Source organism: Glaciimonas sp. Gout2, from assembly GCF_035018905.1.
Lineage (GTDB): Bacteria > Pseudomonadota > Gammaproteobacteria > Burkholderiales > Burkholderiaceae_D > Glaciimonas.
This window is the reverse complement of record NZ_JASJXA010000045.1, coordinates 1-20,305: the sequence shown is the minus strand read 5'-3', so window position 1 is coordinate 20,305 and position 20,305 is coordinate 1. Positions and strand designations below refer to the sequence as shown.

General features: G+C 51.9%; 24 protein-coding genes. 5 read left to right on the top strand and 19 right to left on the bottom strand.

Features of this window, described 5'->3' with window-relative positions; genetic code table 11:
- Positions 1-2 precede the first annotated feature (2 nt).
- From QN379_RS20305 to QN379_RS20290, 4 genes are all read right to left on the bottom strand, one after another.
- Entirely contained in the window at positions 3-500 is a 498-nt protein-coding gene (locus tag QN379_RS20305; protein WP_416348556.1) for a (2Fe-2S)-binding protein, read from the bottom strand.
- 16 nt (positions 501-516) lie between these two features.
- The gene (locus QN379_RS20300) at positions 517-1,398 is read right to left on the bottom strand and encodes a xanthine dehydrogenase family protein subunit M (RefSeq protein ID WP_323507457.1); all 882 of its coding nucleotides are present in this window, start codon (positions 1,396-1,398) and stop codon (positions 517-519) included.
- A gap of 85 nt (positions 1,399-1,483) precedes the next feature.
- Positions 1,484-1,705: a hypothetical protein gene (locus QN379_RS20295; RefSeq protein ID WP_323507456.1), complete on the bottom strand. Its 222-nt coding sequence runs from the start codon at positions 1,703-1,705 to the stop codon at positions 1,484-1,486.
- 225 nt (positions 1,706-1,930) lie between these two features.
- On the bottom strand, positions 1,931-2,089 hold the full coding sequence (locus QN379_RS20290) for a hypothetical protein (RefSeq protein ID WP_323507454.1): 159 nt from the start codon (positions 2,087-2,089) through the stop codon (positions 1,931-1,933).
- Positions 2,090-3,221: 1,132 nt separating this feature from the next.
- Between QN379_RS20290 and QN379_RS20280 the strand changes: the two genes are divergently transcribed.
- From QN379_RS20280 to QN379_RS20265, 4 genes are all read left to right on the top strand, one after another.
- The gene (locus QN379_RS20280) at positions 3,222-4,559 is read left to right on the top strand and encodes an MFS transporter (RefSeq protein WP_323507452.1); all 1,338 of its coding nucleotides are present in this window, start codon (positions 3,222-3,224) and stop codon (positions 4,557-4,559) included.
- 32 nt (positions 4,560-4,591) lie between these two features.
- On the top strand, positions 4,592-5,296 hold the full coding sequence (locus QN379_RS20275; RefSeq protein WP_322237636.1) for a VOC family protein: 705 nt from the start codon (positions 4,592-4,594) through the stop codon (positions 5,294-5,296).
- Positions 5,297-5,407: 111 nt separating this feature from the next.
- Positions 5,408-6,586 (top strand): porin, encoded by a 1,179-nt coding sequence (locus tag QN379_RS20270; protein ID WP_323507451.1) that lies wholly within the window; start codon positions 5,408-5,410, stop codon positions 6,584-6,586.
- A 222-nt stretch (positions 6,587-6,808) separates the two neighbouring features.
- Positions 6,809-7,537 (top strand): TetR/AcrR family transcriptional regulator, encoded by a 729-nt coding sequence (locus QN379_RS20265; protein ID WP_323507450.1) that lies wholly within the window; start codon positions 6,809-6,811, stop codon positions 7,535-7,537.
- A 331-nt stretch (positions 7,538-7,868) separates the two neighbouring features.
- Here the strand turns inward: QN379_RS20265 and QN379_RS20260 are convergent, their stop codons facing one another.
- The 8 genes from QN379_RS20260 to QN379_RS20225 form a co-directional block, all read right to left on the bottom strand.
- Positions 7,869-8,282: an aldehyde dehydrogenase family protein gene (locus QN379_RS20260; protein ID WP_369124731.1), complete on the bottom strand. Its 414-nt coding sequence runs from the start codon at positions 8,280-8,282 to the stop codon at positions 7,869-7,871.
- A 79-nt stretch (positions 8,283-8,361) separates the two neighbouring features.
- Positions 8,362-9,288: an ABC transporter substrate-binding protein gene (locus tag QN379_RS20255; RefSeq protein WP_323507449.1), complete on the bottom strand. Its 927-nt coding sequence runs from the start codon at positions 9,286-9,288 to the stop codon at positions 8,362-8,364.
- A 129-nt stretch (positions 9,289-9,417) separates the two neighbouring features.
- Positions 9,418-10,179: an ABC transporter permease gene (locus tag QN379_RS20250; protein ID WP_323507447.1), complete on the bottom strand. Its 762-nt coding sequence runs from the start codon at positions 10,177-10,179 to the stop codon at positions 9,418-9,420.
- Positions 10,176-10,934 carry an ABC transporter permease gene (locus QN379_RS20245; RefSeq protein WP_323507445.1) on the bottom strand — a complete coding sequence of 253 codons (759 nt, stop codon included), beginning with the start codon at positions 10,932-10,934 and terminating at the stop codon, positions 10,176-10,178. The genes QN379_RS20250 and QN379_RS20245 overlap by 4 nt, the downstream gene beginning before the upstream one ends.
- A 322-nt stretch (positions 10,935-11,256) precedes the next feature.
- Positions 11,257-12,093 (bottom strand): ABC transporter ATP-binding protein, encoded by an 837-nt coding sequence (locus QN379_RS20240; RefSeq protein ID WP_416186821.1) that lies wholly within the window; start codon positions 12,091-12,093, stop codon positions 11,257-11,259.
- Between the two features lie 148 nt (positions 12,094-12,241).
- A complete protein-coding gene (locus QN379_RS20235; RefSeq protein WP_322237361.1) occupies positions 12,242-12,388 on the bottom strand; it encodes a hypothetical protein in 147 nt (48 codons plus the stop codon).
- Complete coding sequence (locus QN379_RS20230) at positions 12,388-12,600, bottom strand: TetR/AcrR family transcriptional regulator (protein WP_322237359.1); 213 nt, start codon at positions 12,598-12,600, stop codon at positions 12,388-12,390. The genes QN379_RS20235 and QN379_RS20230 overlap by 1 nt, the downstream gene beginning before the upstream one ends.
- 824 nt (positions 12,601-13,424) lie before the next feature.
- Positions 13,425-13,721: a hypothetical protein gene (locus tag QN379_RS20225; protein ID WP_322240563.1), complete on the bottom strand. Its 297-nt coding sequence runs from the start codon at positions 13,719-13,721 to the stop codon at positions 13,425-13,427.
- Between the two features lie 386 nt (positions 13,722-14,107).
- On the opposite strand from QN379_RS20225, the gene QN379_RS20220 reads away from it, so the two are divergent.
- Positions 14,108-14,437, top strand: coding sequence for a CzcE family metal-binding protein (locus QN379_RS20220; protein WP_322237357.1), 330 nt, complete (start codon positions 14,108-14,110; stop codon positions 14,435-14,437).
- A gap of 108 nt (positions 14,438-14,545) precedes the next feature.
- Here QN379_RS20220 and QN379_RS20215 read toward each other — a convergent pair whose 3' ends face one another.
- The 7 genes from QN379_RS20215 to QN379_RS20185 form a co-directional block, all read right to left on the bottom strand.
- The gene (locus QN379_RS20215; protein ID WP_323507444.1) at positions 14,546-14,788 is read right to left on the bottom strand and encodes a hypothetical protein; all 243 of its coding nucleotides are present in this window, start codon (positions 14,786-14,788) and stop codon (positions 14,546-14,548) included.
- A 234-nt stretch (positions 14,789-15,022) separates the two neighbouring features.
- The gene (locus QN379_RS20210; RefSeq protein ID WP_322237351.1) at positions 15,023-15,700 is read right to left on the bottom strand and encodes a GntR family transcriptional regulator; all 678 of its coding nucleotides are present in this window, start codon (positions 15,698-15,700) and stop codon (positions 15,023-15,025) included.
- Between the two features lie 9 nt (positions 15,701-15,709).
- Positions 15,710-16,921 (bottom strand): alpha-hydroxy acid oxidase, encoded by a 1,212-nt coding sequence (locus QN379_RS20205; RefSeq protein ID WP_323507442.1) that lies wholly within the window; start codon positions 16,919-16,921, stop codon positions 15,710-15,712.
- Positions 16,922-16,950: 29 nt separating this feature from the next.
- Complete coding sequence (locus tag QN379_RS20200) at positions 16,951-17,958, bottom strand: Ldh family oxidoreductase (protein ID WP_323507440.1); 1,008 nt, start codon at positions 17,956-17,958, stop codon at positions 16,951-16,953.
- A 170-nt stretch (positions 17,959-18,128) separates the two neighbouring features.
- Positions 18,129-18,584, bottom strand: a complete 456-nt coding sequence (locus QN379_RS20195) for a RidA family protein (RefSeq protein WP_323507439.1) — start codon at positions 18,582-18,584, stop codon at positions 18,129-18,131.
- 43 nt (positions 18,585-18,627) lie between these two features.
- On the bottom strand, positions 18,628-19,374 hold the full coding sequence (locus tag QN379_RS20190) for an amino acid ABC transporter ATP-binding protein (protein ID WP_322240562.1): 747 nt from the start codon (positions 19,372-19,374) through the stop codon (positions 18,628-18,630).
- Between the two features lie 29 nt (positions 19,375-19,403).
- A complete protein-coding gene (locus QN379_RS20185) occupies positions 19,404-20,147 on the bottom strand; it encodes an amino acid ABC transporter permease (protein WP_323507438.1) in 744 nt (247 codons plus the stop codon).
- Positions 20,148-20,305 lie beyond the last annotated feature (158 nt).

Genomic DNA, 20,305 nt, shown 5'->3' with positions numbered 1-20,305 from the left:
GATCAAACCTTTCCACTCGTGCGCATCGTTTCAGATGCAGACATAATTGCGTCAATGATCGTTTGATATCCGGTACACCGACACAAATTTCCCGAGATCGCTTCCGCCACTTCCTCCCGCGTGGGATTTGGATGGGCATCAAGAAACTCAGCCGCCGTCATTAGCATCCCCGGCGTGCAAAAACCGCATTGCAGACCATGGTTTTCCCAAAATGCTTGCTGTAGCGGATGTAAATTGTCGACCGTTCCCAAACTCTCGACAGTGTGAATCTCCGCCCCTTGCACTTGAATGGCGAAGGTTAGACATGACCTCACGCTTTTACCATCCATCAAAATCGTACAAGCTCCACAAACGCCGTGCTCGCATCCAACATGCGTACCCGTCAAATGAAGTTCGCTGCGAAGAAAGTCAGATAGATGCATTCGCGGTGCAATGCGGCGTTCATACATTTTTCCGTTGACCTTCAGGTTTACCAGTACATCCGTCTGCGCTGTCATCATTGTCTCCTTGTCGCTTTTAAATATTGCTTGCGCTTGCTTGCGCACGCGCTACCGCTTGCGCGAGTGCGCGCGGCGTCAGTGTGCGCATCAGATCGCGCCGGTACTCCCGATCGCCGTGCACATCTTCATTCACGTCAATACTATGAACTGCCTCGTTAGCAGCTTCCGCAAACAGGCTCTCCGACGGGACCTGGCCAATCAGGCACTGTTCGATGGACTGGAGACGCATAGCCCGATCGGACACCCCACCATAAACGATGACGGCCGTCTTGATCTTCCCGCCCTGCATGCTTAGCAGCGTGGCCACTAAGGTCATGGCAAAGTCCCCCTTGCGAGTCGATACCTCCTGAAACGAATAACCCATGCTCGAATCAGTCACGGGGATACGAACTTCAACCAACAACTCGTCGGGCTGCACTGCCGTGGCATATAGCCCTTGCAGGAAGTCCGATACGGCGACTTCGCGCTCCCCGCCAGCACTGCGCAGAACCATCGTTGCGCCCAATGCCAACATCACTGCCGGCATTTCCGCAGCGGGATCTGCATGACAAAGACTGCCGCACAGAGTGCCACGGTTGCGTACCGTGCCATGCGCCACGTATTGATATGCATCGCTGACCAGCGGACATGCCTCGCGCAGCACTGATGACGCCAGAAGAACCGCATGGCGAGCAAGCGCACCGATGCGCATGGTCTGCCCGTCACGCTGGTGGAACTCCAACTCCTTGAGTCCATTGATATCCACCAAAATCGCCGGTTGGGCCATCCGAAAATTCATCATGGGTACGAGGCTCTGACCACCCGCAATCACTTTAGCTTCATCGGGGTGTCGTGCTAAAAATGCGAGTGCCTCCTCCATCGTCTTAGGACGAAAGTACTCAAACGGTGCTGGTTTCATTGTTTCCTCCAGTGGATATTATTGGGGCCGGATTGACTGAACAAGGCCTAAGATATTCTCGCAAGATGTCGCGACCTGAGCGTAATCAAGCAGCCTTGGAACCGGCGATCTCAGCGGTCTGTTGTTCGGGTAATGCAGATATACTCCACAAAACCTGCTCGTGCCGCGTCGTGTGCGTCAAATCCTTGCGGACCTTGACTCTGCCCTGGCAGCTTTTAAGCGGCTGGCAGAAGGCGGCTATATAATTATGAACCGCCTCAACAGCACGCCAACGTAGCGGCCGCATAACCATTGTCGGTATTTTCATTTTCGTCTCCTCAGTGCCTAAATGGCCTGCGTATTGTTTTATTTGTTTTATTTTCGTGATTGCCAAAAACTTAAGTAAGCGTCTCTTTCACTGCACAAATTACACAATTGTGTATTACACGATTGAGTAATTCTAGTTTGTGCTTTTGAGGGAGTCAAGCCTTTTTACCTTTAATGCGCGCATGTGTTGGCACTGAAGAGATTTTGACCAAGCTGCCAGAAATCATTAATCCACCCACTGGAGCGCCAAGTTACGTAACTGCTTGTCGAGTTCCTTGAGATGCGCATACCAAGGTTGCAACAACTCTCGAAAGCTGCTCGGCAAACCGGTTGTTTCCAGCAGTTCGGGCAGTCGGCTTGCCATATTCGCCACACCTTTTGGCATGACCAAGCCAAACTCAGACAACAAACTACGAATTTGGGCTGGACTGTGCGTTCTGCGCTTTCACGAAGCCCTCGCGCGCACGGTGCAAAGACAAAACTGCTTGTTGCTCCTGTAATTAGGCAAGGTGGTAGCGTGATAAAAAAACTCCAGCAATATGGATCGGCTCAGCTTCTTGCGCAAGACCGTTTTGCCATGACTATCCACACCATGGATCTCGAAAACGTTCTTTGCCAAATCTACGCCGATAGTAACCATCTTCGTTTTGGACGCTCTTACATTATTGAGCGGATAGCAACGATTTCCTCTGTGGCGCCTAAATGCCGTATTTGAAAGAGGACGTGCATTCCATTATTTTTAACGCGCGGCGTTCATGGCCGTTTCAAATGGGCTATTCGGTACATTATTTACCTGGCATTCATACATGCCAGTCAAGTCACCTTGCTGCCGTCCTTGCACTTGACAAGTACAACGAATCGCTAACGCTGGGACGATAAGAAAGAATCGGGCAACGCTGCGTAAATACGCCGATTGGCACCTGTGTCGGCCTCGGCAACATCTTCAATTTATTTTTCAGCGTAGTGAAATTGATCGACAGGGATGTACTAAAGGAGCCATCCAAGCGGACTACCCAAATGATCGTGCATTATTCGCTCAATTTGAATAGCCTTGATGCAGCTTTTTAAATAATGATAGTGGCAGCCAGATATGCTCGACCAACAAGATTTCGTTCTCTCATTTTTAACATCCGAACACTCTGCTTGCCATGATTATAGCCAATTACCCACCACATTTTTAACAGCCCCTTTCTGAAAACAGGGGAAACTGCATGCGCGAATTGAAGGTAAAAAAAAGCTTGACTCCTGAAAAATCACAAACTATTATTACTCAATTGTGTAATACACAATTGTGTAATTTTATTAATGTAAAGGGATTTTTTTATATGTCAATTAATCACGACGTCATCTTATTCATAAGAAATTAGATGGCAAACCGCTAGAAATTTTATTGCCGCGGTCCTAAAAAATCTGTCGAGTTCGACGTCATTTTAGGCTCAAATAAAAATAAAAACATGGTCCAAGTTAGAGGCGCTTTTGCTGGACCTCTACTATCCCATTGCATAAGAAAGTTACCTATGACTATGGCGTCCTACGACCCCGAAAACGAGTTTCAAAGAGCGACGCTGCGTAAGGTAATGTGGCGTGTTATTCCGCTGCTCACCCTTATGTATACCGCCGCGTATTTAGACCGAATCAACATCGGTACGGCAGCACTCACCATGAATAAGGATTTGGGTATAAGTCAAGCTGTCTTCGGCTTGGCGGCAAGCCTATTTTTATTGGGCTATTTTTTCCTTGAAATACCAAGTAATCTCGCATTCGTCAAATACGGGGCGCGTGTGTGGCTCACCCGAATAATGATTACCTGGGGGATTATTTCCTCCCTTACTGCATTTGTGCAGACACCAAATCAGCTCATTGCGGTAAGGATTGCGCTTGGCATCGCTGAGGCCGGATTTTTTCCTGGTCTCATTCTCTATCTGGCTTTGTGGTTTCCGAAGGAAGTTCGGGCACGTATGTTTTTCTTCACAACGTTGCCGCTTGCAGTGATACTTGGTGCCCCAGCTTCGACTGCAATCATTCAATACACTGACGGTTGGTTTGGCATGGCCGGATGGCGCATCATGTTTCTAGTTGAGGGAGCGCTACCTATCCTTCTTGGCTTTTTTTCTGCACGCTATCTCACCTCACTTCCGGCTGATGCCACATGGTTGAATCCCGAACAAAAGGCTTGGCTGGCATCGATTGCCGAGGTATCTGGGGGCGTGAAGCATTCAGTGGGTGAGAGCCTTCGAATACTATTCAAAAATCACAGCCTTCTGCTCTACGCGCTAGCCTATGGCTTCCTTCAAATGGGGTTCTATGCACAACTCATTTTTACCCCTCAAATAATCTCGTCGTTCAGTCGAACGGTCGGTGTGACCCTTTCGGCTCCGCAGATAGGATTGCTGACCTCAGTGCCGAGCATATTTGCAGCGCTTGTATGTTATTTCTGGGTACGACATTCGGATAAAACGAATGAGCGCGTTTGGCACGCTGCTATCGGCGCTTTATTGGGTGCGGTTGGCATAGCAATTTGCCTGACTTCGAGCGGTGTTTTTGGCCTTATGGGTGGTTTGACCTTGCTTCAATCTGGTCTGCTTTGCGGTCTTATACCGCTTTGGCAATTACCAACTCGCGGACTGTCTTCAAGTGCTGCGGCGATTGTTATCGCGTCAGTCAATTCTGTCGGTATCCTCGGCTCATTCACAAGTCCAATCATTATCGGATGGTTGAAGCAACGAACCGGCTCGTATGACGCTGGCCTGACTTTCATTGCTGTGATGCTTATTCTCGCAGCCGCACTAATCATTTTTGCTGGCGCGGTAATTGAGCGAAAAACGCATGCTCGGCAACGCGTTACAGCCAGGTAAATATTCTCTCCCTCCCATAAAGGACTTACAAAATGATTCACTTTGACCATGTATGTTTGGCGGCGCAAAACGTTTATGAAGCGACCTTTCGACTCAGTCGGGAGACCGGACTGGGCAATTATGATGGCGGATTTTTTCCACTATATGGACTTGGTCATAAAGTAGTCCCACTCTCAGATGACATATACATCGAGATTGAGAGCATCGTCGATCATACGATCCTAAAGAAGGAGAATTCGACCGCCCAATTCTTTGAGCAACAAACCATGGATGGAGATTGCTTTATCGGATGGTGCCTGCGAGCAGACACCATGGAGGAAATGGAAATGTTTGCTGCCCACCACAATACCATCGTGGATGCAAACCTGACCGGAAAAGAGGCCGGCCGACAAATGATGAACGGTAGCCGGGGCTTTTCACTGCAAACTCCCAGTGCAATGACCGCATGGCCAATGGGGAAACCCAACCTTTACTTCAAACCGGGCTCACCTCCTCCTCCTCACGTAGCCAGTTTGCCTGTGGAGCCTGGGACAGGAAGCGCAAAGGGCCAAGGGCTGCTCTGGATTGAAATTGGCGAAACGGAGTCCGCCTTCGCGGAATGGCTGGGCGACGTTGTTCGACCATCACAGTTTCCTTTTGAAATTCGTTACAACGGAAAGTCTGCTGGCCTATATGCACTTGGCGTCAAAACTACAGAGGGAATAAAAGAAATCCGAAGGGCGCCAGTAAAGCTTTAATGCCGACGTTGGGCCACTAAAAGAATATACATAAATAAGAGGAGATCGCCGTAGCGTATCCATCAAGGACGACATACGGCGAATTAAATAATGATAACAAGGGGACATCAAATGAAAAAATTATTAATTGCACTGGCGATACTTGGGACAATCGAAGGCGTAGCACAAGCGCAAAGTGCGGTCACCATCTACGGGATTCTTGATACTGGTATCGCTTACGAAAACAGAGCCGCGACTCCTGCTGGCTCTGCATCAAAAACAGGCAGCAAATTACAATTAAGTGCGGGCAGCGTGACAGGCCCGCGTCTTGGCTTTAAAGGCTCTGAGGATCTGGGTGGCGGACTGATAGCTATATTCCAACTGGAAACCGGATTCGGCGTCGACACTGGCGCATTGAGCGGACAAGACCGTACTGGTACCAACTTGTTCCGTCGTCAATCGTTGATCGGCTTGAGTGGAGATTTCGGCACCATTAAATTAGGCCGCCAAACTGATGTTCTGTTTGACACATGCCGCTGGAATGCGTGTGGTAGTTTCGGTGCCCTGGTTGGAAGTGTTGGCCACTATATGGACCGTACCGAAGGTACTCGCACCAATAACTCGACCCGTTATGACTCAGTGAACCTGGCTGGTTTCACTGCCAGCGCCATTTATGGTTTCGGCGAAACGGCAGGTAGTAACTCTTCCGGCCAGTCGCTCGGCCTCGGCGGTCAATATGTTAACGGTCCACTCGCCTTATACACTGCTTACTACCAATCGAAACTCGGTGGCACAACCGCAGCAAACGTCGCAACAGGAACCCCTAGCGACACTAGCCTTGAAGGAACCAGCGGATTCGCTCCTGCATTCAAAGGTACCCCTGGCCAAATAGCACTGAAGACATACAGTCTCGGCGCTAGTTACGAAGTTGGTCCATCAGCGCGCCTCTACGGCCATTTCTCGAGCTCCGGGCAACCTCTGGCAAGCGCTTCGGCTAACAATGTCATTAGCGGTCTGAGCAACAGAAAGGCTAACCTCTACGAACTCGGCGTGAATTACTTTCTGACTCCTACTTTGCGACTACAGGCAAGCGTTATACATACCCGACTTAATTTTGTAGGCGTCTCCAGTATCGGTACCTTGACCGAGTTCAATCTGGGTGCCGACTATTTCCTATCGAAACGGACCGACGTGTATGCCTTTGTGCAAAACCTACGTGCTTCAAACACTAATAATCCCGGTATTTTTGATGGAACCGGTTCTGCCGGTAATCAAACTGCAATCACTACTGGTGTCCGTCACACGTTCTAATATTGGCTAAACAGGCCCGTCGCTGTATGGGTGAGCATATGGTGAGACAGCGTGCGGGCGCTCAAAAATATCTTCATGATAAAAATCTTCTCAAGCAACTAACCCTGCGTTATTAAGTTCTAAGAATTGAAAATACCTATTTTAGCTAAAAGGATAAATGGACTTGACGGTTCTGCCTTGACTGCTTAAATTGCTCACTTGTGTAACGCATGGGCCAACGAAATGAAAAAAGACGATATCAATCAAGCTCCAGTGTTGAAATTCATCAAGCAAGATCGAAAAAAAGACATCTTGCTGAGTGCGGAGAAGTTATTCGCGATGCGAAGCTACGATGGCGTGTCTATCCGTGATATTGCGGATGACGCGGGAGTTCCTTCCAGATTGGTCGGCTACTATTTTGATAAAAAAGACAATTTGTTCGAAGCCATTTTCGAGCATCGGAAACCCAATATCGACGAACGCCTGAATCTTTTAAAGGAAGCAAACGCGCATATCGATGCGCCGGATGCGCTCGAAAAAACCGTGCATGCGTGGTGCGCCCCAGTAGTGCAAATGCGAGCCCACCCAGACGGTGAAAATTTTTTGATTTTGGTGGCTAGGACAATGTGGGAACAATCAGAAATTGCAGTGCGTGTCATCCAACGCTATTACGATCCTCTTGCGAGAGACTTTATCGACGCACTGCAAGTACTGTTCCCGGAACGGGACGAGTCATCGCTTTACTGGGCCTATGAATGGTCTTTGGGTGCGCTCTTAATGCACATTGCAGACAAGCGCGTCGAGAGAATGTCGAAAGGCGTCTGCAGGGCGGGTGGGGTTGATAAAGGGCCTGACTTGGTTGCCTTTATTTGCGGTGGTATACGCGCTATGCCAGCGCAACTCAAAAAGAAATCTGCCAAATCGGGCGTTGCCTCCCGCGTGGCCATCAACAGGCGTCAAGTCAGTAAGTAGAAAACTTCGTGACAGAAAAATAAACAACGCTGAAACAATCAACGCTTCGATTGTTTCAGGATGTGTCTGCCAATAAGACCACCCAAACCGAAGCCATCGGTCTGGTGCGGCGGCAGGAGAAATACCCGCCTTCGTATGGAGCCGATCTTGATCGCCAAATCCGAATAACAGGGCGTCCGCCCGCGGTGAGCTTGGATATCGCGTATCAAGCGGTCATGGCGGCGTTTTGCGTTGTATTTGTTCGGCACGGTTTGAGATGACTTGTCAGCATCCGGAGACGCTACCTGACTGGCTTGGCATCCATGCGACCTCCAGGCAACGCTCATACCGCTTAGGCCAGCAGACCAAACAATCTCGTACCGCCACCTACCCTTAGTCGCTTTACCGCGTCGCAAAGGCGGCGCACGAATTCCCCATGGATGGAACGGTGCACTAGCAGACGCGATGCCGCCGTGCAGACTTCGCCCAGGTTGAAAAATGCGCCCTCCGGCAACGGCGAGCGCCTTGTCGATGTCAGTATCGCCGAACGCGAGGAACGGGTACTTCCTGATCGGCGGATGCGCTGCCAGTGCCTTCCAGTTGTCGGTCCGTTGTCTGGAACGACATGCAGCACTTGCTGCAGCAATTTGACGATGCGCATCATGGTCAGTGGCGCCTGATCGCCGGGTTTCAATACCACCGTGTTGCCGACCGCCAGTATGAATTGGCGGCCAGTTGAAAGCAATGATGCCGGCGACCACGCCATAGGGTGCGAGCATCGACGCGCTGAACACCGAGCCCCGGTCGATAAATTCGTAGGATCGTGGTCGGCGTCAACGCGTTGCTTATTTGCCTGCAATCAGCTTTGCCGCCTTAGGAGTTCCTTTCAGCATGGCTTGCTGACGCATTACATCAATCCAGTACTGGAATTGCGCTTCGTTCAAACCGGGGTCCAGTGGCGGAATCTGCGTCACGGCGAGTACTTCAGGAGGAAGCTTGATGTATTTCCCGATCGCCGTGCGCGCGATCTGCGGATCTTTCTCCGCAAGCGCAACGCCTTCCTCGATCGCCTCGCGGAAGGCGCGCACGACGGCGGGATTCTTTTCGGTCCAACCGCGCGTCGACGCGTACAGGATGGCGGGCATCTTTTCCGGTTGTTCCTGTACAAAATATGACAGCAACTTACCCGTTCCCGCCTTGATGATCCGGTTCATCAATGGGTCTGCCGTTACTACTGCATCTACTGCGCCGACCCGCAGCACGTCATTCATTTGTGGGAAGGCGACTTCGATAAAAGTGACCTTGCGATAATCCACGCCCTTGTCAATCAGCCACTTCCTAAACAGCACGTGCAGAAAGCCCCCGAGTCCGGGCACGCCAACCTTGCGACCGACAAGGTCCTGCGCTGACTTGATGGGTAGATCTGCCTTGTACACCAAGCCATAGTTGGTTGCCGTTTTCGAAGTGACGCTGCCGCCTGCGACAGCAACGAGATCGAGCCCGCTGTCGACCGCCTGCAATAGGACCGAGATCGTCGGGCCTCCGATCTGCATGGAGTTCGATTGCAGCGCCCCCACGATATTCGAGCCATTTGCATGCAGCTGGAAATCAACATCCAGCCCATGCTTCTTGAACAGCCCCGCCTCCTTAGCGACAAAGGCGCCGGTGAAGTCGGATACGCCAGTGTAGCCGAGGATTATCTTAGTTTGCGCCATCGCAGTACAAGCAAATAGCCAGAGTAGCAGGGTAACGAATGCGCGTGAAATTTTCATTTTTGTCTCCTTGATTTGATAAAATAATTGCTCGTTTCGGCCATCGGTGCCACATTCATTGCTAGACCATAGCCACCGCCCTCGTCCACCCGGACGATACACCGCGGAACTTCACCAGGAAGCAGCTTCTTAGTTCGTTTTCCAGGCAAGTACCCGGCTTTCACCGGTGCGCAGCAGCAAGTTACTTAAGAAGCCGATCATGCCGAGCAGCGCGATCCCGGCGAATAGTTCGGCCGACTGGAAGGTGCGTGCCGCCAGCAGAATCGCAAGGCCGAGGCCTTGCTGGGACGTCAGCATTTCACCGACGACCGCGACGATCAGCGCCACCGTCAGCGATAGCCGGAGTCCCGCAAAGATATCAGGCAAGGCATTCGGCAAGCCGATCTTGATGATGAATGCGATCCGGCTCATGTGAAGCACACGGGCGACCTCGCCCAGCCTCGGCTCGACCGATGCAAAACCATTCACGGTCGCGAGCAGCACCGGCCATATTGCGCCGAAGCCAATGACCGACAGCACCATACTCTCGGTAAGACCGAATAGCGAGATTGCAACCGGGATGATGGCGGAGGCAGGCAAGGGACGGATGAACTCCAGCGTCGGTTGGAGCAGCCTGCGCGTCGTCGGCGACACGCCGATAATGGCGCCGAGTAGAATTCCGGCAAGCGAGGCAAGTAGCCAGCCGTAAACCATCCGCTCGACAGTTGCCAAGGTCTGCCGCCCGGTCTCGCCATGGAGCACGCCATCCCACAGCACGTCCAACGTTGCCTTCGGTGTGGGAAGGAAGACAGGGGATATTAGTTGGATCGTCGACGCCAGCCACCACAGCCCAATTACCATGGCGAGGACGCCAATCCCGGCGAACCGGATCCACATTGGATTGCGCTTCATTGCCCACCTCCCTGCATACCGCTGTAGGCCCCGAACAAGCGATGTTGGAGCTCGTGCAGCACCACGTTGATTGTCCAGCCGAGAATGCCTACCCAGGCAAGCAACGCGAGCATCAGGTCGGGGCGCAGGTTCTGTTGTGCGATGATGAGTCCATAACCGAGCCCGTAGGGATTCACGGTGATTTCCACGGTTACCGCGACGACAAGGGATATCCCAACAACCTGTCGCAGGGCGACGAACATGCGGGGCAGCATCGCCGGCAGCACGATCTTGACTACGCGTGCGGCTGCACCCAGGTTCATGACCCGTGCTACTTCAAGCAGTCGGGGTTCGACCTGCGCTGCCGCAGATTGGGTCAGGATCAACATCGGCCAGAACGTCGCGAACGCGACGATCGACGCCTCGAGGAGGATGCCCATGCCAAATACCAACAGCGCCAGCGGAATGAGGGCAACCGAGGGTATTGGCCGCAGCAACTCGATGGTCGGTGCGCCGATGTCCATGGCAGTCCGTGAGAGGCCGAGCGGAATGCCAAGCAGAACGCCCAGCGATCCGCCTATGGCTAGACCGACACCGGCACCGCTCAGTGTCTGCACTGTCATGTCGACTAGCGTTCCGTCGATCAATGCGTGCCAAGCGGCCGCGGCAACCTGCGTCGGCGGTGCAAGCGTATCGCTGCCGTGATCCATTATTCGAAAAAGCGCTTCCGCCGCAGCCAGAGCCGTGACCGGAAGTAAAAGAGCACGCCAGTTCATCAGAATTGCTCCAAGAAACCCTGTCCTTCAGGACGGGGAGTGAAAGAAGTCGGGCACTCAGCGTTCGCAGCCGCCCAGGTGAAAAAATGTGTTGAACTATATTGTTGGTTCACGATTAAGCTCCTTAAGTGCATCAGTAAGCGATTACGCGCTGGGGAATGAGCAATCCGCGGCGTTTTTTTCCAATCTGCGGTCGCTGTTGGCGAGGTCGAAAGATATCCCGCAGATCGAATAAGGAACCAGCCTATGCTTCGGCCGGTTTCAGTCTGCGCCATCAGACGCCAGCAGTGGAAATCCTCTTCGGTTTACGAGCAGGAGGATGTCAACAGTGCGTCTCTTGGACGAAGTCGTAGAGATACCGCCGCAGGCGCAAGAACTCGGGGTGCTCACGCGTTGAGAGCTGATCCCTCGCGCGCGGTATATTGACCTCGATAATCTCCGCAACACGGCCAGGATTCGCCTTAAGGGCAATCACGCGGTCACCGAGGTAGATTGCTTCCTCGATATCGTGTGTAATGAACAGCACGGTTGTGCCTGCCTCTTCTGCCAAGCGTGCGACCTCGTCTTGGAGCGACTGTCTTGTCATCGCATCGAGCGCGCCGAACGGCTCGTCCATGAGCAGGACCGCTGGCTCTTGGGCCAGACAACGAGCGATCTGCAAGCGCTGCTGCATACCGCCGGACATCTGGTTTGGATACTTGTCGGAATGGCTTGCCAGCCCGACCTTCTGCAGCAATTGTGCGATGCGCCCTTGACGTTGCGCTGGCGGGATGCCGCGTGACTCCAGCGCCAGACTGATATTGCCGGCCGCAGTGCGCCAGGGCAGCAGCGCCTTGCCATAGTCTTGGAACACGATTGCGATTTCCGGCGACGGCCCCTCGATAAGTCGGTCACCGTAGCTGATGCTGCCTGCGGATGGACGGAATAGTCCGCTAAGTAGCCGCAGCAAGGTGGTTTTCCCACATCCAGAGGGCCCGACCACACAGACGAATTCGCCCGCCTTCAGCTCAAACGACATACCGTCAATGATGCGGTGTCCACCGAGAACCAGCGCCACTTGGTCAAAGCGAATCGCGTGCTTTGCCGCCTTGGCGCGAACGTTGGCATGCCGCGTTTCCGCTGGCATGGAGTCGATGTGGAGGTTCGCGACGTTGTTCATGGCGCCTCCTGTACGAAGCGTCCGTTTGGGCACCCCGCTTCAATAGCCGGACGTTGTAATTGGAATTTCATATACTGTCTCCTATGTTGGTGCCAGTCTCAGCTGGCTACCTTGTTGATATCTTGTGTGGTGCTGGCTGGCGGCGCGGCTAGCAAGCCACGTTCGCGCTTCCCTTGAGCTGCAACATCTCGCGGCCGCCGCAGATAAAGGCAAACAGCTCCTCGGACGTGTCGGCTCCACCGGCAATGCACTTGCCTTCGGAAAGGCGCTCTAATCGCTTGTCAGCGATATGCATCAGTATTGTGCCCAGCGTTCAAAAATAGCCTCGAAAAGATGTTCCTTTTTCCCGAAGTAGTAACCCGTCAGGCGCAACGGTACGCCGGCGACGTCTGCAATGTTGCGATTCAACACCGCGTAGTAGCCGAACTGGGCGAAAAGCTTCTCCGCGCTCAGCACGATGTTCTTCTTTCGGTCTTGCTTGATCGGTTTCAGGATTGGAGTCGGCATGGCGAAATTTGAATACGCCACGATTAGCCATAATTACACAGATGTATAAGTTACACGACTGAGTAATTTAATGTCAAGTATTTTTTGAAATTCTGAGTTGGGCAAGGGGAAATACGGTTTTGTCGCCTTAGCCAACCCAAGTCGGATTTCTAGCAAGCGGGGATGGAACCCAGCTGCCATTCGCAATATCACGGATGTATACGCCATCGTAACTTCGCTTCGCGAACAACTTCTCCGTGCTTAGCCATATAGTCGTTTTTCGATCCTGGTTGATAAATTTCAACACCAGAGCTTGGTTGATAACGACTTTTTTCGTTGCCGCAACCTCAATACTGGACAACTGTGTAAGTACGCGATACAAATTTAGTCGTCAGGTCCATTTTTTCTTTTCTCTAAAATGACTACTTTCAATTCTCAGAATGCTTGTCCCGCTTTGACCCCGAAAGACAAAAAACTTGACCGACTCCAAACTCACGACTATTATACAGTTGTGTAACATTCGTGACTATATCGGGCTTCATCATGTTTTTGGCAATCTCACAAATAGAGAAATACACCTAACATTTAACCCGACTACGTCATAAATTAAAAAAGGAAAGCAGCTAATGTTTAATTTTTTTATGTTCTGCTTCGCAGAAGACTGCTGGTCTGTGCCGGCTTATCTGGAGCTGTTGCCTAGGGGCCTGATTGGCGACGAGTTCTAACCAGATTATTCACAGCTTATTTGCCTGCGGCTCCATAATTTCTGTGGTTTTCACATAGAGTGTGGCTGCATTCGGCGCATTGACACCTCCCAAACCACAGTCGTTCTGCCTGGCGATCAATTAATGGTTGAAATGCGACGCCGTTGCGACCGACCCAGTCAGCGAAGGTGGAACTGGCAATCGGCACGCCTTAGCGGTGACTGATCGCGCCATGAGGTACAGCGGAAGTGGTCGACAAATTTTTGCACCATCACCCAAGTAAGCAAGCCTGGAGCCGCGAAGCCAACGTCGATGATGACCGCAGGAATTGCTGCTGCGGTGATCGTCTCGCAGGCGGGCATATTGTAAGCGAAGATGGCGGTTCAGAAAAAAACGCGCTGGTTCAACATCAAGTTGCTCCGTGACGTCTTCGCCGATCTTGATAAATGCTTCACCACAGGCGGGGCAGCTGTCTTCCCTATCGCTGCATAAATCAAGAACTCAACCTCCCATTTCGTCTGTCCTCATCCCACGGTTTTACGTACTCTCAGTCAGAACCATCTTGAATCTCAATCAACCCTAGCTTTAAGGCCTTAAAAATTGCATAAATTGTAGGTAGTATATATTTTAAGCTCTTTATTGTTTCTTTTTATGAAATAATATGTTGTGTTTTTTGACCTTTATCTTGATTAGCATAGGAATTAAACTGTGCTTACGAAGTCGGATTTATAAACGACTAAGACTTCTCAAGGCCGAACCAGATGCCACCATCATGCAGGAGCGCTGAGTCCGGAGTCGATAACCGCACTTATTGGAGAGTAAAAATGAACCCCAAACACTTAATCGCTGTCCTTGCCATGTTAACTGCGAGCGCTTCCACATTTGCCGGATCGGTGCCAAAGATTGATCTTCTGGGTGATTCAGTACCAGTATCAACAGCCTTCCGAACAATCGTCATTACTCCAGACACAAAGTATGTGAACGTCACGGGTGGCCAAACGGTCAGGTTCATTGCTGGCGATAAATCTTTTGCATGGAATTTTGATGGCGCAATAGCGGTTTCCTCATTCGTCTTAAACCGGGCGGCGCCGGCGAGCATGCTTGACCACAAAGTAATCGCCTATGTCGCACCCAATCCTCTATACCTCCCATAATCATGGAAGGTGGACTAAGAGGGTGGACTAACTCTGGGGTGATGTCCTGATGTAGAGTGCAGGTAAAGCCGGAGAAAACCATGCCAGGGGTTCGTTTGATATGCGTCCTTATTCTTGTTTGTAAAACGAAGCGGAATCGGTTTTTCTCGAAACCAGCTCGCCGTTCAAGACCACCGCACAGACCTGCACCGGTAAGCGGACACCTTTATCGGTCCTTCGCATTTGGCGCTTCTTTGGACAACCCAAGCGAATCCCTTCGTTGACCGCGGACGCTGCAATACTGCTACTGATGGGCATGCCGCGCCGATAACGCCAGCCATAATTGGCCAGACATTTTTTGTTGACGGCCAAATAGAACTACGTGCCGGGTAGGTTTCCTACCATAAAGGCTGATGGGCCGGATCAGATAGCGTGGGCCCACCATGTCAGGCAGGTTTTTGAGTCCTTAGACTACCGCGTAAGGTCTGCCGTGCCACGTGCTTTATTTGGCATTGGCGATTTCATCTCTGCGATCATAGAATCGTTGAATTGCTGATACCGCGTCTCAGTAAGAAACTGAGGGTAAAAGTAACGCAAACATGCGCCTTATTCAACCAACTCAGCATTAGCATGTACCAACCTGTCACGCGCACTAAGAACGTGCTCGTTGGCTAATTTTTCCGCAAGACCGCTATTTTTCTCTGCGATCGCCGCAATGAGCTCAAGGTGTTCTGCGTGCACGGTCTCGGCACGAGGGTTCGATAAGCTAGCCAAGCCGCCCACCATCACAAGCTGTATTTGGTTTCGCAGGCTTTGAAGGACTCTCTGTAGCTCTATGGATTGCGAAGCTTCGGCAATCGCCGCATGAAATTCAATCCCCATGCGAGCCGCATCCTTCTTGCTTGGCTCAACACCGACAAGACGATCATTCAATATCGCGGCTGCGTCACGTAATGATGCGACGAGTTTTGGAGTGGAACGTTGCGCTGCCCAACTAGCTGCAATACCTTCCAATGCCGCACGTATCGTATAGATCTGATAAATTTCCTCAGCTGTCGGACGCCGCACCACAGTTGAACGGTTTGGGCTACTGAAAACGAGATTTTCGCGCTCTAACTGAATGAGGGCTTCGCGTACAGGAGAACGGCTGACACTGAGTTCCTTGGCTATCGCTGGTTCTTGAAGCAGTGCTCCTGCTTTTAATGAGCCGTCCAAAATCGCATTGCGCAAGGCTTCGGTAACCCCGTCAGCAAGAGAGGATCGAGATGAGAGGTGAAGAGCCATAGTTAATTCTTAAATGTGTACATTGTCGACATTGTACCGTACACCGAGATCATGACCGTGAATTCGTTCAAGGAAACTGTCATTCAGTTCGCCGAGAGAAGATAAACCCATGAGTGCCATATTTCGAGATACTTCATCTTTAAGAATGTGTACTGCCCTCATCACGCCCTCCTCGCCCGCCACGGAGGCGGCGTAGGCGAACGACCGCCCCAACAGGACGAACCTGGCACCAAGCGCAAGCGCCTTAAGAACGTCACTTCCTCGTCTAAGTCCGCTGTCGAAAATAATAGGAGTTTCTGGGCACGCCGATACTATTCTCGGCAGTACTCGCAATGGGGAAATAGCACCATCCAACTGCCTTCCGCCGTGGTTAGATACAACAATAGCATCGGCTCCCAGGCCTACCGCAGTTTTTGCGTCACGAACATCCAACAGTCCTTTGACCACCAGTTGACCTCGCCAAAGTCGGCGTATCGCATCAAGGTGGCGCCAATTAATGTGTGCTCGTTCGCCCAGATCTCGCTCCAGCGTAGATGAGAAAATTGGCACACCTCTACCTACATGATTGTTTTCAAAATGGGGCATACCGTGGCTCGCCAGCGTTCTCAAGAAAGTCCCAAAGGTCCAGCGCGGATGCATCAGGCCTTGCCAGGCCAGCTTCAGGCTTGGTCGTACTGGCGTGGAAAAGCCTGCCCTCACATTATTCTCCCTGTTTGCGCCCACCGGGCAATCTGCGGTGATTACAAGCACGCGATAACCTGCGGCGCTGGCGCGCTCAACGAGTTGAATGACACCTTCGTCGTCGCCAGGAAGATACGCTTGAAACCAGGCATCTTCATTCTCGCGCGCGACCTCTTCGAGCGCAATAAGAGAGGAGCCACTCAATATCATTGGGATGTTTGCTCGACGAGCAGCGCGTGCAAGCACAATGTCGCCGCGGTAAGCCCACAGTGCCGCGATTCCCATAGGTGCTATGCCGAAAGGCGCATCGTACTTGCGACCAAGTAAAGATACGCTAGTATCGCGGCGTCGGACGTCGACCATATAGCGCGGAATGAACCCGTATTCGGAAAAGACAGCCGCATTGTCGCGCAACGATTGGTTAGTCTCTGCTCCACCGGCAATGTACTCGAAGAATGGCTGGGGGAGATGTCGTTTTGCGGCCTTTTCGAAGTCGGCGAGACAAAGGAATTGACGCTCCAATAATTTCTGTTTTCGCATGCGTGAAGTCCCCCCCGTAAAAGGCGCATTCACAACCTGACTCCAAATCGAAAACCGAGGATAGACAGTTTGGAAAACTCCAGATCGGAATATTCAATAGAGCCCTTTGCACATGTTGACTCTGCCGTTTCAAGTTCAGGCTGACCCGGCCACATGACTTTAGCCACCCCTGTTGCGGGTGGGCTCTGTTCTATTTTCTTCTTCAACTTCTCAGAGCGAGAAAAATATTCCTCCTGCGCCGAGAATCGCTTCAGGTCAACAGCGACGGCAAACCAGTTCAGTTCATGCGGCGTACCCAACGCGGCTTCACCGAATAGCTCCGCGAGAAACGCCATTCCATATCCCTTGTGTGCACCGGACGATAGGAGCGCCCCGCCTTCATAGAACGACTCCGGATCATTGGAAGGATTTCCCTCTTTGTCGATCAGCCAGCCATCTGGTACCGGCTTACGATTGGTCCGGTGGACAAGGAGCTTTCCTTGGGCCGTCGCGGAAGTGGCGAAATCGATAGTGCTGACTTGGTTCTCTGACAGCGGAGCGCTGATCGAATAGGGATTCGTATCGAACTCCGCCTTGGCTCCGCCAAAAGGTGCAACCTCGCGGAGTCGCTGATTTGCGCCGCCTCCAAAGATCTGTGCCCACATGAAGTCCTTCGCCAAGGCCTCGGTAAATGCGCCGATCCGGCCGGTGTGCGCACAGTTGATCACCGAACCACCCGCAATACCATAAAGCCTTGCATTCTCGGCGAGGACGGGAACAAGATCGTTAAGTGCCAGGATTCCCCACGTTCTTCGCGCGTCTACTTGAACAAGCCCCGTGCTCAGTATCTTAATGACCGGTGTTGCGCGGTTATCTATATAGCCAGTTTCAATCTGATCGACATAACGCAACAACCTCAACAAGCCGTGTGATCGGACTCCCTTGGTATCAGACTCAACCAAATGGCTGGCCACGATATGAGCATGTAAATCGCTGGTTCCAAGCGCTACCAGGACCGACTTGCAATAGCTCAATGCCTTATCAATTTGAATCTTCATTTGTGTGTGAAATATAGATGATATTTAAAAGACGTCTCATTGTCAGATCGCTGTCTGAAAGCTGCCCATCGGCTACGGTGTATTGATCGGAGCGACAGAAATCTTATTTACAGATAAATGCAAGTTGCGCAGCACCGTTCGAACAGCGCAGCATGCAAATCCTGCACGCTTCATTCAATTTCAACAATTAGGTCGATTTCTACGCAGGCGCCGAAAGGTAGTTGCGCAACGCCAAGCGCCGCTCGCGCATGCGCACCGGCCTCGCCAAAAACCGCAACAAGCAGCTCGCTTGCGCCGTTGGTCACCAAGTGATGATCGGTGAAAATGCCGGTCGAATTGACGAGTGAGGTCAGTTTGACAATTCGCTTAACGCGGTCCAGATCTCCTGTCGCGACATGCAACGTGCCCAAGAGATCGATAATTGCCGCCCTCGCCGCCAACTTACCTTCCTCAATCGATATCGCAGCTCCGAGTTGACCTATCCAGGCCTGACCATTCTTCTTAGCGATCTGCCCGCTCAGGAAGATCAGATTACCCGTTTGCACGAAAGGGACGTACGCTGCGACCGGCATCGCCACCGGCGGCAACGTGATGTCAAGTTGCTGAAGTTTTTTATAGATACGCATTAGTTTTCCAGGTTGAATGTGCAAGGCGCCAGTACATACGCCGTTAATGGGTGATGATTTTGGAAAGGAAGTCTTTGGTACGCTCGTTTTTTGGGTTTTCGAAGAATTCGCGCGGTGCAGCCTGTTCGACTATCTGGCCTTGATCCATGAAAATGACACGATCAGCGACAGCCTTTGCGAACGACATTTCATGGGTGACGCAAAGCATGGTGATCTTCATTTCAGCCAACTCAACCATGACATCCAGGACCTCCTGAATCATCTCTGGGTCGAGCGCTGAGGTTGGTTCATCAAAGAGCATTATCTTCGGCGAGAGGCAGAGCGCGCGCGCGATCGCCACGCGCTGCTGCTGTCCGCCTGAAAGCTGGAGCGGATACTTCCCGGCTTGCTCGGCGATGCGGACTCTCTTTAGTTGCTGCATTGCGCGCTCCTCCGCCTCGCGCCTGGACACCTTGCCAACCCATATCGGCGCCAGGGTCAGATTCTCAAGAACAGTCAGATGGGGAAACAAATTGAACTGCTGAAACACCATGCCGACATCCCTGCGGACCCTCTCTATGGAGCGCACATCATCCGTCAGCTCAGTGCCGTCGACAACGAGACTTCCCTGCTGGTGCTCTTCGAGCCGGTTGATACATCGAATCATCGTCGACTTGCCCGATCCCGATGGTCCACACACGACGATACGCTCACCACGGCGAACAGTCAGATTTATGTTGTGCAACACTTCAAAGTCGCCGTACCACTTATGGACGCCGTTAAATTCGATGATCGGTTGGTCAATTTTCATGCTGTCGAGGAATTGAGTGGGTTGAGAGGTCATTGGCGGCGCGTACCACGGTTCAAATGGTGCTCGATCCAACGGCTGTAGCGCGACATGGAAAAGCAGAATACAAAGTAAATTGCCGCAACGAATAGCTGCCCTTCAATATAGAAGCGCCGCCACTCTGCATCGGCAAGGGAGAGTTGGAGAGATCCTGTCAGTTCGAAGAGTCCGACAATCGTCACCAGAGAGGTGTCCTTGAAAGTCCCGATCAGCGTATTCATCATCGAAGGAACGACAAGACGCAGTGCCTGCGGCAGGACGATTTTGCTATTTGTCTGCCAGGTCGAAAGGCCAATTGCGCAAGCCGCCTCAACTTGTCCTTTCGGAATAGCCTGCAACCCCGCCCGCACTGCTTCGGCGAGATAGGCTCCGGTAAAAAGCGTCAATCCGACCAGCACCCGCACAAGCACATCGATGCTCATCCCTTGCGGCAATAACAAAGGAAACATGAACGACGCCATGAACAACACCGAAATGAGCGGTACGCCTCGAACAATCTCCACAAACAAGACGCAAAGTGCCTTGATTATCGGCATTCTGGATCGACGCCCCAACGCGATCATCACAGCCAAAGGAAACGAGAGTCCAAGGCTCACCATGGACAACAACATAGTCAGTGGAAGTCCGCCCCATCGCTCAGTTTCAACCGGTTCGAGCCCAAACAACCCGCCGCGCAACATAAAAAATGCTGACAGAAGCGTCACCGACCAGATCACTAGCAATTTGGCGTGCCACATCCTTCTCCAGCAACTCAACACGAGCAGAAGCACAAGGGCAATCGTTACGATAAGCGGGCGCCACTGCTCCGGAAAGGGATAATGGGTATTCTGGCCGATCGTGACCACCGATTCTGGTCTATCGTGACCGACCATTCTGGCGCATCGTGACCGCTCAT

Coding starts and splice junctions, on each gene's coding strand:
- QN379_RS20275 (WP_322237636.1), top strand. CDS start 4,592: ATGATTCACTTTGACCATGTATGTTTGGCGGCGCAAAACGTTTATGAA.
- QN379_RS20300 (WP_323507457.1), bottom strand. CDS start 1,398: ATGAAACCAGCACCGTTTGAGTACTTTCGTCCTAAGACGATGGAGGAG.
- QN379_RS20235 (WP_322237361.1), bottom strand. CDS start 12,388: ATGCATATCGCTGACAAGCGATTAGAGCGCCTTTCCGAAGGCAAGTGC.
- QN379_RS20205 (WP_323507442.1), bottom strand. CDS start 16,921: ATGCGAAAACAGAAATTATTGGAGCGTCAATTCCTTTGTCTCGCCGAC.
- QN379_RS20185 (WP_323507438.1), bottom strand. CDS start 20,147: ATGTGGCACGCCAAATTGCTAGTGATCTGGTCGGTGACGCTTCTGTCA.
- QN379_RS20195 (WP_323507439.1), bottom strand. CDS start 18,584: ATGCGTATCTATAAAAAACTTCAGCAACTTGACATCACGTTGCCGCCG.
- QN379_RS20255 (WP_323507449.1), bottom strand. CDS start 9,288: ATGAAAATTTCACGCGCATTCGTTACCCTGCTACTCTGGCTATTTGCT.
- QN379_RS20270 (WP_323507451.1), top strand. CDS start 5,408: ATGAAAAAATTATTAATTGCACTGGCGATACTTGGGACAATCGAAGGC.
- QN379_RS20305 (WP_416348556.1), bottom strand. CDS start 500: ATGATGACAGCGCAGACGGATGTACTGGTAAACCTGAAGGTCAACGGA.
- QN379_RS20200 (WP_323507440.1), bottom strand. CDS start 17,958: ATGAAGATTCAAATTGATAAGGCATTGAGCTATTGCAAGTCGGTCCTG.
- QN379_RS20265 (WP_323507450.1), top strand. CDS start 6,809: ATGAAAAAAGACGATATCAATCAAGCTCCAGTGTTGAAATTCATCAAG.
- QN379_RS20295 (WP_323507456.1), bottom strand. CDS start 1,705: ATGAAAATACCGACAATGGTTATGCGGCCGCTACGTTGGCGTGCTGTT.
- QN379_RS20245 (WP_323507445.1), bottom strand. CDS start 10,934: ATGAACTGGCGTGCTCTTTTACTTCCGGTCACGGCTCTGGCTGCGGCG.
- QN379_RS20210 (WP_322237351.1), bottom strand. CDS start 15,700: ATGGCTCTTCACCTCTCATCTCGATCCTCTCTTGCTGACGGGGTTACC.
- QN379_RS20260 (WP_369124731.1), bottom strand. CDS start 8,282: ATGGCGTGGTCGCCGGCATCATTGCTTTCAACTGGCCGCCAATTCATA.
- QN379_RS20290 (WP_323507454.1), bottom strand. CDS start 2,089: ATGCCAAAAGGTGTGGCGAATATGGCAAGCCGACTGCCCGAACTGCTG.
- QN379_RS20250 (WP_323507447.1), bottom strand. CDS start 10,179: ATGAAGCGCAATCCAATGTGGATCCGGTTCGCCGGGATTGGCGTCCTC.
- QN379_RS20230 (WP_322237359.1), bottom strand. CDS start 12,600: ATGCCGACTCCAATCCTGAAACCGATCAAGCAAGACCGAAAGAAGAAC.
- QN379_RS20190 (WP_322240562.1), bottom strand. CDS start 19,374: ATGAAAATTGACCAACCGATCATCGAATTTAACGGCGTCCATAAGTGG.
- QN379_RS20280 (WP_323507452.1), top strand. CDS start 3,222: ATGACTATGGCGTCCTACGACCCCGAAAACGAGTTTCAAAGAGCGACG.
- QN379_RS20220 (WP_322237357.1), top strand. CDS start 14,108: ATGAACCCCAAACACTTAATCGCTGTCCTTGCCATGTTAACTGCGAGC.
- QN379_RS20240 (WP_416186821.1), bottom strand. CDS start 12,093: ATGAACAACGTCGCGAACCTCCACATCGACTCCATGCCAGCGGAAACG.